General features: G+C 69.4%; 14 protein-coding genes. 7 read left to right on the forward strand and 7 right to left on the reverse strand.

Features of this window, described 5'->3' with window-relative positions:
* Window positions 1-463 precede the first annotated feature (463 nt).
* The 4 genes from JMV16_RS23000 to JMV16_RS23015 all read left to right on the forward strand — a co-directional run bounded on the left by JMV16_RS23000 (window position 464) and on the right by JMV16_RS23015 (window position 3,435).
* Window positions 464-1,276 carry a response regulator transcription factor gene (locus JMV16_RS23000; protein ID WP_201496659.1) on the forward strand — a complete coding sequence of 271 codons (813 nt, stop codon included), beginning with the start codon at window positions 464-466 and terminating at the stop codon, window positions 1,274-1,276.
* A 127-nt stretch (window positions 1,277-1,403) separates the two neighbouring features.
* Window positions 1,404-1,805: a hypothetical protein gene (locus JMV16_RS23005; protein WP_201496660.1), complete on the forward strand. Its 402-nt coding sequence runs from the start codon at window positions 1,404-1,406 to the stop codon at window positions 1,803-1,805.
* A gap of 14 nt (window positions 1,806-1,819) precedes the next feature.
* Window positions 1,820-2,455 (forward strand): hypothetical protein, encoded by a 636-nt coding sequence (locus JMV16_RS23010; protein ID WP_201496661.1) that lies wholly within the window; start codon window positions 1,820-1,822, stop codon window positions 2,453-2,455.
* Window positions 2,452-3,435, forward strand: coding sequence for a phage exclusion protein Lit family protein (locus tag JMV16_RS23015; RefSeq protein ID WP_201496662.1), 984 nt, complete (start codon window positions 2,452-2,454; stop codon window positions 3,433-3,435). The genes JMV16_RS23010 and JMV16_RS23015 overlap by 4 nt, the downstream gene beginning before the upstream one ends.
* Window positions 3,436-3,482: 47 nt before the next feature.
* On the opposite strand, the gene JMV16_RS23020 is transcribed toward JMV16_RS23015, so the two are convergent.
* The 7 genes from JMV16_RS23020 to JMV16_RS23050 form a co-directional block, all read right to left on the reverse strand.
* The gene (locus JMV16_RS23020) at window positions 3,483-3,926 is read right to left on the reverse strand and encodes a universal stress protein (protein ID WP_201496663.1); all 444 of its coding nucleotides are present in this window, start codon (window positions 3,924-3,926) and stop codon (window positions 3,483-3,485) included.
* Window positions 3,927-4,074: 148 nt separating this feature from the next.
* A complete protein-coding gene (locus JMV16_RS23025) occupies window positions 4,075-5,217 on the reverse strand; it encodes a porin (RefSeq protein ID WP_201496664.1) in 1,143 nt (380 codons plus the stop codon).
* A 53-nt stretch (window positions 5,218-5,270) separates the two neighbouring features.
* On the reverse strand, window positions 5,271-5,714 hold the full coding sequence (locus JMV16_RS23030; protein ID WP_201496665.1) for a cyclic nucleotide-binding/CBS domain-containing protein: 444 nt from the start codon (window positions 5,712-5,714) through the stop codon (window positions 5,271-5,273).
* A gap of 146 nt (window positions 5,715-5,860) precedes the next feature.
* Window positions 5,861-6,673 (reverse strand): fumarate reductase iron-sulfur subunit, encoded by an 813-nt coding sequence (locus JMV16_RS23035; RefSeq protein ID WP_236580670.1) that lies wholly within the window; start codon window positions 6,671-6,673, stop codon window positions 5,861-5,863.
* On the reverse strand, window positions 6,670-8,649 hold the full coding sequence (locus JMV16_RS23040) for a fumarate reductase flavoprotein subunit (RefSeq protein WP_201496666.1): 1,980 nt from the start codon (window positions 8,647-8,649) through the stop codon (window positions 6,670-6,672). Before JMV16_RS23040 ends, JMV16_RS23035 begins: the two co-directional genes overlap by 4 nt.
* A gap of 10 nt (window positions 8,650-8,659) precedes the next feature.
* Window positions 8,660-9,439 (reverse strand): fumarate reductase cytochrome b subunit, encoded by a 780-nt coding sequence (locus tag JMV16_RS23045; protein WP_201496667.1) that lies wholly within the window; start codon window positions 9,437-9,439, stop codon window positions 8,660-8,662.
* A gap of 138 nt (window positions 9,440-9,577) precedes the next feature.
* Window positions 9,578-11,158, reverse strand: coding sequence for a hypothetical protein (locus tag JMV16_RS23050; RefSeq protein ID WP_201496668.1), 1,581 nt, complete (start codon window positions 11,156-11,158; stop codon window positions 9,578-9,580).
* A gap of 287 nt (window positions 11,159-11,445) precedes the next feature.
* Here JMV16_RS23050 and JMV16_RS23055 point away from each other — a divergent pair, with 287 nt between their 5' ends.
* The 3 genes from JMV16_RS23055 (at window position 11,446) to JMV16_RS23065 (ending at window position 14,003) form a co-directional block, all read left to right on the forward strand.
* Window positions 11,446-12,141, forward strand: a complete 696-nt coding sequence (locus JMV16_RS23055) for a CoxG family protein (RefSeq protein WP_201496669.1) — start codon at window positions 11,446-11,448, stop codon at window positions 12,139-12,141.
* Window positions 12,142-12,288: 147 nt separating this feature from the next.
* Window positions 12,289-12,924 (forward strand): B12-binding domain-containing protein, encoded by a 636-nt coding sequence (locus tag JMV16_RS23060; RefSeq protein WP_201496670.1) that lies wholly within the window; start codon window positions 12,289-12,291, stop codon window positions 12,922-12,924.
* Entirely contained in the window at window positions 12,921-14,003 is a 1,083-nt protein-coding gene (locus JMV16_RS23065) for a uroporphyrinogen decarboxylase family protein (protein ID WP_201496671.1), read from the forward strand. The genes JMV16_RS23060 and JMV16_RS23065 overlap by 4 nt, the downstream gene beginning before the upstream one ends.
* Window positions 14,004-14,005 lie beyond the last annotated feature (2 nt).

The following is a 14,005-nucleotide window of genomic DNA, read 5'->3' on the forward strand; positions in this document are numbered from 1 at the left end:
AGGCCGCTGTATCCCGCCCGGCGACGGCCACCGCCCAAGTCGCAGATGAGGAGGGCTCATGCACGCGCTCGACCGACTCGGCCGCCTGGCACTCGATCTGCAACGGGTTGCGCACACCCCGGCCCCTGGACGGCTTTCTCGACGGGGCCCCGGAGCCACTGAAGAGCCCTCTGCCCTTCGATACGGCGCGCTGGGGAGCGGGCCAGGCCATGCCGACGGGTCCGCATGCGCACGGCTGCCAGCGGCCTGCCGGCGCATGCAGGTCAGGAACCTGGCCCGGAAGGCGGCCGTGAGCCAGGGGCTGGAGTGGCCGCGCGAACGTCCGCAATCAATGGGACGGTCTGGTGCATTTGCATCATTGAGCCGCGGCCACGCCGCAATGCATGATGGCTCGTAAGAGGCGCCGCACACGGCTCTGGCCCGGGGCTGCAGTCGACCACCCATCGCAAGAGGAGGGTCCGCCATGTCACCCAGCCGAATGAACACGCCACCGGCACCGGCCCGGCGCCGGCCGGCCCTGGGGCTGGTGCTCACGCCATCGGCATGGGCGCAGGCCCCTGCGCCCCTGGCGCCGGCGGTGGTGGTGGTGGCGCGGTCCCTGGTGGCCGAGGGCCTGGCCCGGCTGGCGCTGCCCTTGCAGGAAGCCCTGGGCACGCCGCTCGAAGTGTTGCACGCGCCAGATTGCGAGTGCGCACTGGCCCTGATGCTCGAGCGCCCGCGCATCGTGCTCACCGTGCTGGACCTGGTCGCCGGCGCCGATGACGCGGCGCTGCTACCCCTGTTGCAGGCCCGTCCGCAGGCACCGCTGCTGGTGCTGGTGGGCAGTTGCAGCCAAGAGCGCGCACTGGCGCTGCTGCGCGCCGGGGCCCGTGGCGTGATTCCCGATTCGCACCCGCCGCAGCTCGTGCAAGGCGCGCTGGAGCTCGTGCTGCGCTTTGGCGGTGTCTACCTGCCACCCGAAGTCTTTCTTTCCGAGCCCGCGTCGGCGTGCCCGCCGCCACCGCCGCGCCATGCGGCCGATCTGGGCCTGACCCCGCGCCAGGCCCAGGTGCTGCAGCTGCTGCTGCAGGGCTGTGCCAACAAGCGCATCTGCCGCCAGCTGGGAGTCTCGGCGGCCACCGTGAAGACCCACCTGTCGGCCGTGCTGCGCGCCCTGAATGTCGCCACCCGCACCCAGGCCGTGGTGGCTGCCAACCGCCTGGGCCTGGTCTTCGACACGCCGCCGCCCGCGGCGCCGGCAGCGCCATACCCACGCCCCCCTCAGCCGATTGGCTGAGCCCTCTGGCCCATGGCGCGGGCAACGAAGGCCAACCAGAATTCTTCGCACGAGGCCGCCCGGCGGCCCCCAACAGCCGGCGCCTGCTGTCCCTGGCGCAAGTCCAGCCACCACCCAGGAGAAGTGCATGTCGACCCTGCAGATGACCGTGGCCACACTGGCGGCCATCCTGGCTTGCCAGGGTGCGTGTGCGGCAGGCGTGTCGGCCGAAGGGCTGACCCGCCACGCCTGGTGCAGCCAGTCGTCCAGCGACAGCACGCTCGAAGCCACCACGCTGTGGTTCAAGCCCGACGGCAGCTATGCCGCAAGGCAGCGCGAAGAAGGCTACGTCAGCGCGCCCGGGGGCCAGGTCTTTCACATCCCCGAAGAGACGAAATGGATGCAAGGCCAATGGCGCGTCGTGGCGGGCGAGCTGCACATCGCCGCGGCCGGCACGCCGGGCTTCCGGAATTCCGGCGCCAGCCTGCAGCCGGGCCGCGACGGCCTGCCCGTGCTGATGCTGGGTGGCCAGGCCTTGCGTCCGTGTTGATGGCGACGACGGCCATGGATGCCCACCTTCTCGCCATCGCGCTGCGCGAACTGGAGCGGCTGCTGGTCGTCGGCGGCGGCATCCTGTCCATCTTTTTCGGCTACCGGCTGTTCATCGCCCTGCCGGCCCTCGAAGCCTCGGGCAGCGGCCGGCTGCTGCTGCCCGGCGGCGTGTCTATCTTCCTCAGCCGCATAGGCCCGGGCGTGTTCTTCGCCCTCTTCGGCACTGGAATCCTGGTCTTTGCCATGCAGGCCACGGTCACGGTGGGCAGCGCCGGCACGGCGGCGGGCCCGGCCAGTCCGGCGCCGGCACTGGCACTGGCGCCGGCCGCCCACTACTCGGGGATGAGCAGCGTCGCCACGGTGGCCGACGCCGAACGCCAGCAGACCGAAAGAACTCGCATCGTCGGCACGGTACGCGGCCTGCGCCTGATCGAGGCCACGCTGCAGGCGGCCCACAAGGGCCGCAGCACCGACGACGCGCTGCGCGCCCTCGACGAGGCCAAGTTCGCGCTCATGCGCGGCACCTGGCACGAAGCCGACTGGGGCCGGCTGGACGAGTTCGAAGCCTGGCGCAACGCCGGCATGCCCGCCCCACCGCCGCCGTCCATTGCGCAGGCGGCGCGCATCCTGACCGGAGCCACACCATGAAACGCCGATCCGTCTTGTCGATGCCCCTGGCGGCCCTCGCCGCCATGCCGGCTGCCGCTGCACCAGGCACCATGTACCCGGACAGCCTGCTGGCCTCACGCGTGGCCGACTACCGCGAGGTGATGGAGGACAACCTGCGCCGGGTCTTCCTGCCTGCGCTGTCGGCCCAGCAGCGTGCAGCGCTGTCCTCGGTGAAGCTCGAGTTTCCGTTGCGCGGCCGCCAGAACACGCCTTTCGAGTTCTTCGCCACCGGCGACCAGCGCGTACATCTGCCGGTGTTCTCGATCCGCTTTCTCAGCGACCTGGCCATCGCGCAAACGTGGCTGCTGATGCGCGACTACCGCAGCAATACCGTGTACGAGTACATCAGCCTCATGAAGTACCAGCAGCGTCCGCGCGACGACTGGCCCGATCCGCGCACCGCGCTGCAGATACCGGCCGATGCGACCCAGGACCAACAGGTCGACCAGTTCTCGCTGCACCTGTTGAACCAGGCGCTGGCCTTCATCCTGCTGCACGAGCTGGCCCACATTGTTCACCGCGATCCCGGCTACGGGCCTGGCGTCGCACGCGCGGCAGCACGCGGCAACGAAGCCTCGGCCGATGCCTTCGCGCTCGAGGTGATGCGGCGCATCGGCATGCCGCCGCTGGGCGTCGAGTTCTTCTTCGCGGTGATGAGCCACCACGGCCGCGTCAGGGCCGATTTCCTCAGCGCCGGGGACTACCAGAAGTGGCTGGACGAAGCCACCCATCCCCTGGACACCGACCGCATGCGCGCGGTGGCGCGCTACATGCAAGCGCACGCGGCCGACTTTGCCAAGCTGCAGCGCGACCCGCGGCGCAGCGAGCAGGTGGTCGGCGCCGTTGCCGGCCAGGTCGACCAGATCGCGCGCTACCTCGAAGACCTGGACCTGCAGCGGCTGATCGCCGCGCGGGCGCGGGCGGCCAGCATCGCCAGCCTCGCCCCGCGAAAGCACTAGCCGCTAGCGCCAATGCCAATCGACCGCCGCGCCCGCGGCGGCCCGGCTCAGTGCAGCACCAGCAGCGGCAGTTTCGACCCCGCCAGCACGGCCTTGGTGTGCGAGCCGAAGAGGAATTCGCCGAAGGCGCCGCGTCCGTGGGTAACCATGACGATCATGTCGCAGCCCTGCGACTCGGCGATCTGGATGATGGCCTTGTCGATGCGCGGCACATGGTCGTGGACGCCGTCGAAGGGCACGCCGGCAGCGCGCGCCACTTCCTCGAACCTGGCCAGCACCTGGCGCGCATGGGCCTCGGTGCGGGCCTCGTGTTCCTTCAGATCCTGGGCCCACAGCGAATGGGGCCGCGTCTCGGTGAGCGTGGGCTGCATGGGTTCGGCAACGAAGCCGGTGATGGCGGCACCGAGCTGCTTGGCCAGCGCCACGCTCTCCTGCATGGCGCGGTCCGACAACTCGCTGCCGTCGACCGGAACCAAAAGACGCTTGTACATGTGTTCTCCCCCGACGCGTGCTACATGCCCTGCGGGCTTGCGCAGGGCCGGCCAGTCTAGGGAGCCCATGCCGCACCAATCTTGCGCTAGGCCAAATCGGCGCCACACCCCCCCTAACCCGGCGGGTGTGTAGTTCACGCCGGCCTTGTCAGAAGGCGTGGCGCAGGCCGGCCGCGAAGGCCGATTGCGAGACGCCGGGCGCCGGGTTGCTGCCGCCGGCACCGGCACTGACCGAGATCGACAGGCCGGCGCTGTTGTCAATTCGGCCCAGCATGGCGTAGACCGAGGTGCGGCGCGAGAAGGCATAGGCGGCGCGCAGCGCCAGCAGGTCGGCATCGCCGCCGCCGTTCTTGATGCGCAGCGTGTGCCATTGGCCTTCAAGCGTGAGCGCGCTGCTCGCCGCCCACGAGGCACCCAGGTACCAGAGATCGCTCTTGGGCGTGGCCGCGCTGGCACCGTTGTCGCGCCGGATCAGGCCCAGCGTGGCCTTCAGGCCACCGAACTTGCCATAGCCATTGGCCGAGACGCGGCGGTCGCGCATCTCGCTGCGGGTGAGGCCGGCAAAGGCGCCGGCGCCGCCGCGCATTTCGTCGATGGCCAGCGCCGCGCCCCAGGCCGGCGTGTCGACCTTGGCCAGCGCCGACCACTCGCGGCAGGCCTTGGTATCGGTGGCCGATTCGCCGGCGCAATTGGTGCCGGCCGGACTGCCGGCGTTGACGGTGTCGCGTCCCAGGCTGTAGGTGGCGCCCAGCGTGAGGCCGCCGAACGTGCCCTTCCAGGCCAGCGCGTTGTCGGCGCGCGCATTCGGGATGTAGGCGTCGAGCGAGCCGGTACCGTAGAGGGCAGGGCCCATCACGTCGGCGTCGAGGATGGACCAGAACAGCATGGTGTACTGGCGGCCCAGGCTCACCGTGCCCCAGTTGCCGGCGAGGCCGACAAAGGCCTGGCGGCCCCAGGCGCGCCCGCCCTGGATCAGCGTGCCCTGGTCGGGCGCAAAGCCCTGTTCGATGGCGTAGACCGCGCGCAGGCCGCCACCCAGGTCTTCGCTGCCGCGCAGGCCAATGCGCGACGACACGGTGCCGGTGAGGCTGGGCATGCGGGTGAGGCCGCTGCCCGCGGCCCCGACCTTGGTGACATGCTCGACCGCGAGGTCGATGAGGCCGTAGACGGTGACACTTTGCGCCGCTGCAGGGGCAGCGGCGGTGGCGGCCGTCGCGGCGATGAGGACAGCGATCGCGCGGGCCGGCTTGGAACGAGCCCCGCTGGGGCGGACTTGGAAGGTGGGCTTCATGGTGGTCTTCTCCTCGTCGGCGATTTTCGCCGACGCCCGCCGCCCCCTGGCCTTCAACCCCTGGGCACGCCTTCGGTGCTGAAGCCCTCGCGCCGCAGCGCCTCGCAGTTGAAGTCTTCCATCTCGGGGTCGAGCACGCTGCGCGCGGTGACGATGCCCACCGCACGCTGGCCCTCGACCACCGGCAGGTGGCGCACGCCGCGCTCCTGCATCACCTGCAGCGCAAAGCCGAACAGGCGCTCTGGAGCCACGGTGAGCGGCGACTTGGTCATCACCTCGTCCAGCGCCGTGGCATCGGCATCGCGGTCGCAGGCAATCACACGCCGCAGCGCATCGCGCGCCGTGAAGATGCCGACCAGCTTTTCGCTGTCGACGACGAGCAGCGCGCTGCTCGCGGTCTCGGCCATCAGGCGGGCGGCGGCGCGTACCGAGGTCTGGGGCGGCGCGACCACCAGACGCTCGCGCGTCATCACATGCCGGACCCGTTCATTGAACATGACACAAGCTCCCAAGGACTACCGATGTGCAGCCTAACGCTGGTGCGCGGGTGGAAGTTGATGCGGCACAAACCCCACTCACCAGGGCCGCAAAGCGCGGAGTGCGGGTACCTGAGACAGGGCTTGGGACCATGGCCTTGCGCGCCTCAGCGCCAGCCCATGGCCACCATCTTGCGGCGCAGGAAGGCGATCTGGGTCTGCAGCGGCAGCTGCTTGGGGCAGACATCGTGGCAGCCCAGCAGCGACATGCAGCCGAACACGCCGTCGTCGTCGCCGACGACCTCGTAGAAGTCGTCGTCGTCGCGCGTGTCGCGCGGATCGAGGCGGAAGCGCGCCAGCTTGTTCATGCCGACGGCGCCGACAAAGTCTTCGCGCATGCGCGCCGTGCCGCAGGCGGCGACGCAGCAGCCGCATTCGATGCAGCGGTCGAGCTCGTAGATCTTCTCGGCCAGCTCGGGCTCCATGCGTTCTTCCAGGCGCCTGAGATCGCGCTCGGCTTCCTGCTGGTGAACCCAGGTCTGCAGCCGCTCGCTCATGCCGCGCATCCACTTGCCGGTGTTGACCGAGAGATCGCCGATCAGCTCGAACACCGGCAGCGGTGCCAGCGTGAAGGTGGCGTCAAGGTTCTGCGTCAGCGTGCGACAGGCCAGGGCCGGGCGGCCGTTGACGAGCAATGCGCAGCTGCCGCAGATGCCGGCGCGGCAGACGAAATCGAACTGCAGGCTGGGGTCGAGCTTCTCGCGGATTTCGCTCAGCGCGATGAACAGCGTCATGCCCGCGGCATCGTCGATCTCGTAGCTCTGCCAGTGCGGCGCCACCTCGGGGTGGGCCGGGTTGAAGCGCAGCACGCGGATCTGCAGCCGGCGCGTCACCGCCGTGGGCTGGGCCGCGGCCGGAGCGGGGGCAAGAGCATGGGCAGGCAGCGAGGCCTGCAGCGGGAGGATGGGGATGGTCTTCACAGCGGCTCGTCGATGCGTTCGTTCTTGCCGCGCAGGCGCGCGGGCAGCAGGTCCTGGTAGGGCATCAGCGCGCCCTGCAGCGCGTGGCGGTCGGCGCCCGCCATGCGTTCGCGCAGGGCCGCCACCTCGGCCGCGCGGGTGGCGGTGTCGGGGTGGTCGACATAGTCCTTGGCACCGTAGCCACGCCAGCCCGGCGGCAGTTCCATGCGCGCGATGTCCAGCGGCTCATAGTTGAGCGTCGGCAGCGTGGCCTGCGGGTCTTTCCAGCTCGCCAGCGTGCGCTTGAGCCATTGGGCATCGTCGCGGCGCGGAAAGTCTTCGCGGAAGTGGGCGCCCCGGCTCTCGGTGCGCTGGGCCGCGCCATGGGCCACGCACAGCGCCAGCTTGAGCATCTTCTGCGTGCGGTAGGCGGTGGCCAGCTCGGGGTTGGCGCCGGCCTGCTGCGAGCGCAGGCCGATGTGGCGGCTGCGTTCGAGCAGGCTCTGCAGTTCGCTCACCGCCGACGAGAGGTCTTCGCCAGTGCGGAAGATGCCGACCTTGCTGGTCATGATCTCCTGCATGCGGATGCGCAGCGCCGAGGCGTCTTCCTTGCCCCCGCCCTTGGCCAGCCAGTCGAGCTTGGCCTGCTCGGCGGCCACGAATTCGCGCACCAGGCCGGTGGGGATGTTGACCTCGCTGGCCTTGGCATCGCAGAAGTCGGCCACGAAGTCGCCGACGATCATGCCGGCGACCACGGTCTCGGCCACCGAATTGCCGCCCAGGCGATTGAAGCCGTGCATGTCCCAGCAGGCGGCCTCGCCGGCAGAGAAGAGGCCGCGCAGCGTCGGGCTCTGGCCGGTGTGGTCCGTGCGCACGCCGCCCATCGTGTAGTGCTGGGCCGGGCGCACGGCGATCATCTTCTCGGCCGGGTCGATGCCGAGGAAGCTCTCGCAGATCTCCTTCACCTCGCGCAGGTTCTTCTCGATGTGGGCGCGGCCCAGCAGCGTGATGTCCAGCCAGAGATGTTCGCCGAAGCGGCTCTGCGCTCCCTGGCCCTTGCGGATGTGCGTTTCCATGCGGCGCGAGACGACGTCGCGCGAGGCGAGTTCCTTCTTCTCGGGCTCGTAGTCGGGCATGAAGCGGTGGCCGTCCTTGTCCTTGAGCAAGCCGCCGTCGCCGCGGCAGCCCTCGGTGACCAGGATGCCGGCCGGGAAGATGCCGGTGGGGTGGAACTGCACCGCTTCCATGTTGCCCAGCGTCGCCACGCCGGTCTCGAGCGCGATGGCCGTGCCTATGCCCTCGCAGATCACGGCATTGGTGGTGACGCGGTAGAGGCGCCCGGCACCGCCGGTGGCGATCACCGTGGCCTTGGCGACCCAGGCGCTGAGTTCGCCGGTGATGAGGTTGCGCACCACCGCGCCGTAGCAGCGGCCGCCCTCGTGGATGAGGGCGATGGCCTCCATGCGCTCGTGTACCGGGATCGATTCGGCGATGGCGCGGTCGCTCACCGCGAACAGCATGGCGTGGCCGGTGCCATCGCTCACATAGCAGGTGCGCCATTTCTTGGTGCCGCCGAAATCGCGCTGCGCCACCAGGCCGTGGGCCTCGTCGCGCTCGGTCAGCGTGACCTTCTGGCCGTTGATGATGACCTGGCGGTCGCCGCGCTGCACCCGGCTCCAGGGCACGCCCCAGGCCGCGAGCTCGCGCACCGCCTTGGGCGCCGTGTTGACGAACATGCGCACGACGCGCTGGTCGGCGCCCCAGTCGCTGCCGCGCACGGTGTCCTCGAAGTGGACATCCTCGTTGTCGCCCTGGCCCTTGATGACATTGCCCAGCGAGGCCTGCATGCCGCCCTGGGCCGCGGCCGAGTGACTGCGCTTGGGCGGCACCAGCGAAAGGATGACGGCATCGTGGCCGCGGCGCTTGGCGCCGATGGCCACGCGCAGCCCGGCCAGGCCGCCGCCGATGACGAGCACGTCGGTGTAGTTGATCTTCATCGGCCGGCCCTCACTTTGCCGGCGCCGGCTGGACCCAGCTCGGCACATAGGGTTCACCGGCATGCGGCGCATGCTCGATGCCGATCTTCACGTAGGCCGCCAGCGTGGCCAGGCCCAGGGCCAGGAAGAACACCGTCAGGGCCCACTTCAACGTCTTGAGCTTCTTGCGCGTGGCATTCGGGTCGGCGCCGCCGAACCAGTCCCACTTCACGGCCAGCCGGTACAGGCCGATGCCGCCGTGCAACTCCACCGCGAACAGCAGCACCAGGTACAGCGGCCAGAAGTGCTCGCTCCACATGCGGTCGGCGCTGCCAAAGGGGCCTATGGTCTCGGGCCGGGTCATCATCACGTACAGGTGTACCGAGGCCATGAAGAAGAGCGCGAAGCCGGTGACGACCTGCCACCACCACAGTGTGGTGTCGCCGTGCTTCAAGTCGGCCACATGGTCGCGCAGGGCGCGGTACTGCGCGTAGTTGATGGGGAATTTGCGCAGCGCCAGCATCGCATGCACGATCACCAGCGTCAGGATGCCGGCAACCATCATCGACACCAGCCAGGGCAGGGGGCGGCCGAAGATGAAGCTGCCCTCGAACATGCGCGCCACCGTCCACATCGCGTCCTTGCCGAGCAGGATGGACGAGACGAAGAACATGTGTACCCACATGAAGAGGGCCAGCACGAGGCCGCTGGCACTCTGTACCCAGTCCAGCCGGGCCGGCCAGACGCTCTTGCGCACCGCACGGGCACGCGGGGCCACCCTTGCGGTGGACGCCGGCTGATTGCTTTGCACGCCGTATCTCCTGTGCCGGCACACGGCTTGCGGCCGGCCCGCGCAATGTCGCGCGTGCCGGCCTGCGGCACACTGAGCCAAGTCAAGCTCAGTCGTCGCGGCCAAGGCCCGCTGGCCATGGCCCGTCGGGGCCGCGGTTCAGCGGCTGGCCGACTGCGCAGGCGCGCGAAAGTCGGGCCTCTCGTCCTCCAAGGGCTGGCCCACGCAGGAAAGCAGGTCGCCGGCGGGCGGGAACCAGACTTTGCGCCTGAACGGTATGGTCGGCCTCTTGGCATCCGACGACCAGAACGATTCGTGCCAGAAGCAGAAGTCATTGAAGTCGCCGTGCCTTTGGGGGCCAACGTTGGCGTCGATGGGAAATCGCTTCAAGGTGACGCGCGACCGCACCGATGCCGGCTCGGATCCGGCCGCACCCGGCGGCAAGGGGACATCGGGAAAGACATCGCGCGCCACGCGCGTGATGTTCCACCAGCTGCCGGCGGTCCTGTCCCGGAATGAATTGACCTCGCCCAGGAAGTTGTCGATCCAGTTGAGCAGGCTGCCGCGCGGCACGGCGTCCCAGGCCGAGTTCTCGGCGAGCTCGTTGTAGGGGTCCAGGCTGAGATTGAAGAACCTGGCGCCCCTGTGCTTGTCCCTTTCCATCCAGGGCACGACGACCGCCTCGACATCCTTGATGCGGGCCGCCGCAGCCATGAAGACGATGTTGTCGATGCGCATGCCGGGGAACCTGGACAAGACATTGAGCGCCACGATGCTGCCCATGCTGTGGGCAATGAGGTTGACCTTGACATCCTGGCTCTGCGGCCACCTGGACCACTTCTGCAGGAACTTCGCGACCGCCGTCGCGCCGTAGCTGCCGCGATCAAAGGCGGAATTCGGCTCCCGGGGTGGCTTGCCCTCGAAGACGGAGGCCTTGGACAGCACGAGATCGGTGCGCCTGAGCATCTCGTCCCAAGGCCCCGAGCCCAGTCCGTCGACCAAGGGCGCGCCCACGAGCTTGACGGGATTCAGGAAGCTCCAGTACGAGGACAGCACGCCCGAGTGGGGCGGCGGCGAGATGACATTGAACTTGTGCTTGAGCAGATCTTCTAGGCGGGCATCGGCGTCCTTTTCTGCTTTGCTGTCTATCGCCTGCGAGACGGTATAGGTCTCGCGCAACTCGCGCCCCAGCGCCACCGGCAGGCGAACGATGGCGCGGGTCAGATCCTCCAAAACGATAAACGGCGGCAGCAGAAAGGTCTCGAAGAGGCTCCGCTTCTCTCCACGACGGGTGCGGAAGACGTGATCGACATAGGTGCCGAACCCGTCCGAGGGCCATGCGATGAAGACCGGGTACTGGTGATCCTTCAGCATGTGGCTGGCATAGAGGTCCGAGCGGCTCATCGACTGCCAGTTCGAATTGAGGCCGCCGTGGATGTGCAGGGTCAGCTCCAGCGTCTTGTCCAACTGCCTGGCCTTGCGGAAGTTCTCGATGATGGCGCAGACGTACTCATCCTCCTGTGCGCCTGCATCCACCGCCTCCAGCCTTGCGGCGTTTGCCAGATCACCGTCATCGGGCTTCGCGTCGGGCTGCAAATCGATGGGGCAGGGCTGGCGCTTGGCGCCGCCCCCGGCTTGCGGATTGAGCAGGGAGCCCTTCTCGTCAACGTAGATGGTGTGGAGCTGAGCCTGCGGCCGCTGCTCCTGGCCCTGCGCCAGTTCGGGCTGGCGCGGCACCATGGATATGGCGCAGCCCCCCAGGAAGTTCAGCGCCAGCAGCGCGGTCCCGATAGTGATTCGAACCATTGATTTACCCCTTGCCGAGCCCAAAGCGAAGGGCGCATCTTTGCGGCCATTGCGTGGCCGGTCGTCAGCAGGATTGCAGACAAGGCGGCAGGGCTGACCTCGGTGCCATGCGGGCGCAGGCGGCGGGTCGGCAGCGCCCTCCTGCATACTGAGGCAGGCCAGCCGCCGCCGCCGCGCCCCCGGGCCGCAGGCGCCGCACCAAGGCATTCAGGAGGACCGCATTGGAAGTCAGGCTCGACAAGCGTTACCCCATTGCCAGCGGCGTGGCCCAGGCCTGGGCCGTGCTGTCCGACGTGTACGCCACCGCGGCCTGCATGCCGGGCGCGGCCATCACCGAGCAGATCGACGAGACGCACTTCAAGGGCACGGTGAAGAGCAGGATCGGCCCGGCCCAGATGCTCTTTGGCGGTGAAATCACGGTGCTCGCACGCGACCCCGAAGGCCATGCGCTGCAACTGCTGGCCAAGGGTGCCGACAAGGCCGGCTCGTCGGCGCAGATGAACCTCACGGCCCATCTCGAGGCAGCGGGCGAAGGCAGTGTGCTGGTGGGCGCAGCGGTGGTCGGCGTCAACGGCAAGCTGGCGCAGTTCGGCAGCCGGCTGCTGGTGCCAGTGGCCGATGCGATGCTGGCGCAGTTCGCCGACAACTTTCGCGCCGCGGCTGCAGCCGTGCCGGCGCCGGCCGCCACAGATGCCATGGCCACATTGGCCGCCGCGCCCGCGATGGCCGAGGCGGCCACGGACGAGGCCTGCGCACCACCGACCCGCACGCCCGCGGCCGCCGTGCCGCCCGCCCACCTCACGGCCGCTGCCGCTCCGCCCGCCGTGGCCGGGCCGGCCCGCGAAATCAATGTGCTGGCCCTGGCCTGGACCGTCATCAAGGGCTGGTTCGCGGGCCGGTTCAGGAAACGCGGCTGATTCGCGCCTGATTTAGCGCAATCGCGGCAGCTGGCGCCGGCTTACGCTAGGCCGTCATCGCCATCGGCGCGCGCCGACGGCGGCGTTGCGGCCGTGCGGGGTGGCCGGGCAACGAAGCCGTACCCTCTCCGCCGGAGGTTCCATCCCATGCAAGCGCACGTCGCGGCCTTCGGCCAGGCGCTGGAGGCCATGGATCGCTTCGAGGCCGAGGCGCTGTTCGACCAGGCCCTGGCCCGGCTCACGCCGGTGCAGGCGGTCGAGCAACTGGTGCTGCCCACGCTGCAGCAGATCGGCGCCGACTGGGAACAGGGGCGCCTGGCGCTGTCGCAGGTGTACATGAGCGGCCGCTTCTGCGAAGAGCTGGTCGAGCGCGTGCTGCCGGCCAGCGACCCCGACCGCAAGCGCCAGCCGCGCTCGGCCATCGTGGTGCTGAACGACTACCACGAGTTGGGCAAGCGCATCGTCTATTCGGTGCTGCGCGCCAGCGGCTTCGAGATCTTCGACTACGGCCGCATGACCGTCGATGCCCTGGTGGAGCGCGCCTGCGCCGACCGCGTGCGCGTGCTGCTGATCTCGGCCCTCATCCTGCCCTCGGCGCTGAGGGTGGCCGAAGTCAGCCGCCGCCTGCGCGAAGGCAACCCCGGCCTGCGCATCGTCGTCGGCGGTGCGCCTTTCCTCTTCGACCGCGAACTCTGGCGCGAGGTGGGCGCCGATGCCATGGGCGCCAATACCGGCGAGGCCGTGAGCCTGCTGCAGCGCTACATGCAGGAGCAGCAGGCATGAGTGCGGAGCGCATGAATTCGATGCAGCGCACGCTGGCGGCGCTGTCGCACCGCGAGGGCGACCGCGTGCCGCTCTTCCTGCTCACCACCCTGCACGGCGCACGCGAACTCGGCATGTCCATCGAGGACTATTTCTCGCGCGCCGAGCACGTCGTCGAAGGCCAGCTGCGCCTGCTGCACAAGTACGGCAGCGACTGTCTCTACCCCTTCTACTACGCCGCCCTCGAGACCGAGGCCTGGGGTGGCAGCACGATCTTCCTGCCCGACGGCCCGCCGCTGTGCGGCGCTCCGGTGATCCGCCGCCCCGAGGACATCGACAAGCTGCAGGCGCCGGACATCGCATCGGCGCCCGGCCTGCAGCGCGCGCTGGCCACCCTCCGTGCGCTGGCCGCCGAGGTGGCGGGCACCGTGCCCCTCATCGGCGTGGCGATCTCGCCCTTCTCGCTGCCGGTGATGCAGATGGGGTTTGGCGCCTATCTCGATCTGATGATGACCCAGCCCGAGCGCTTCGAGTGCCTGATGCGCGTCAACGAGGAATTCACCGTCGCCTGGGCCAATGCCCAGCTGGCGGCCGGCGCCACCGCGATCTGCTATTTCGACCCCGTCTCCTCCAGCACCAACATCACACGCGCGCAGTACCTGGCCACCGGGCAGCAGGTGGCGCGGCGCACGCTGGCGCGCATCCAGGGGCCGACGGCCACCCACCTGGCTTCGGGCCGTTGCGCCACCATCCTCGACGACATCGCGCAGACCGGCACCGCCGCCATCGGCGTCAGCGCCCTCGAAGACCTGGGCGCGCTCAAGGCCCAGGCCGCCGGCCGGGTGGCGCTGCTGGGCAATCTCAACGGCATCGAGATGCGGCGCTGGACACCGCGCCGCACCGAGTACGAGGTGAAGAAGGCCATCGCCGGCGCGGCGCGCGGCGGCGGCTTCATCCTGGCCGACAACCACGGCGAAATCCCCTGGCAGGTGCCCGACTGGGTGCTGATCGGCATCCGCGAGGCGGTCGAACTCTGGGGCCGCTACCCGCTGGACTGGGTCGAGCGCTGGCGTGCCGAGCCGCCGCTCGAACCTGGCTGAGC

This window comes from Rubrivivax sp. A210 (assembly GCF_904426505.1).
GTDB lineage: Bacteria > Pseudomonadota > Gammaproteobacteria > Burkholderiales > Burkholderiaceae_C > Rubrivivax.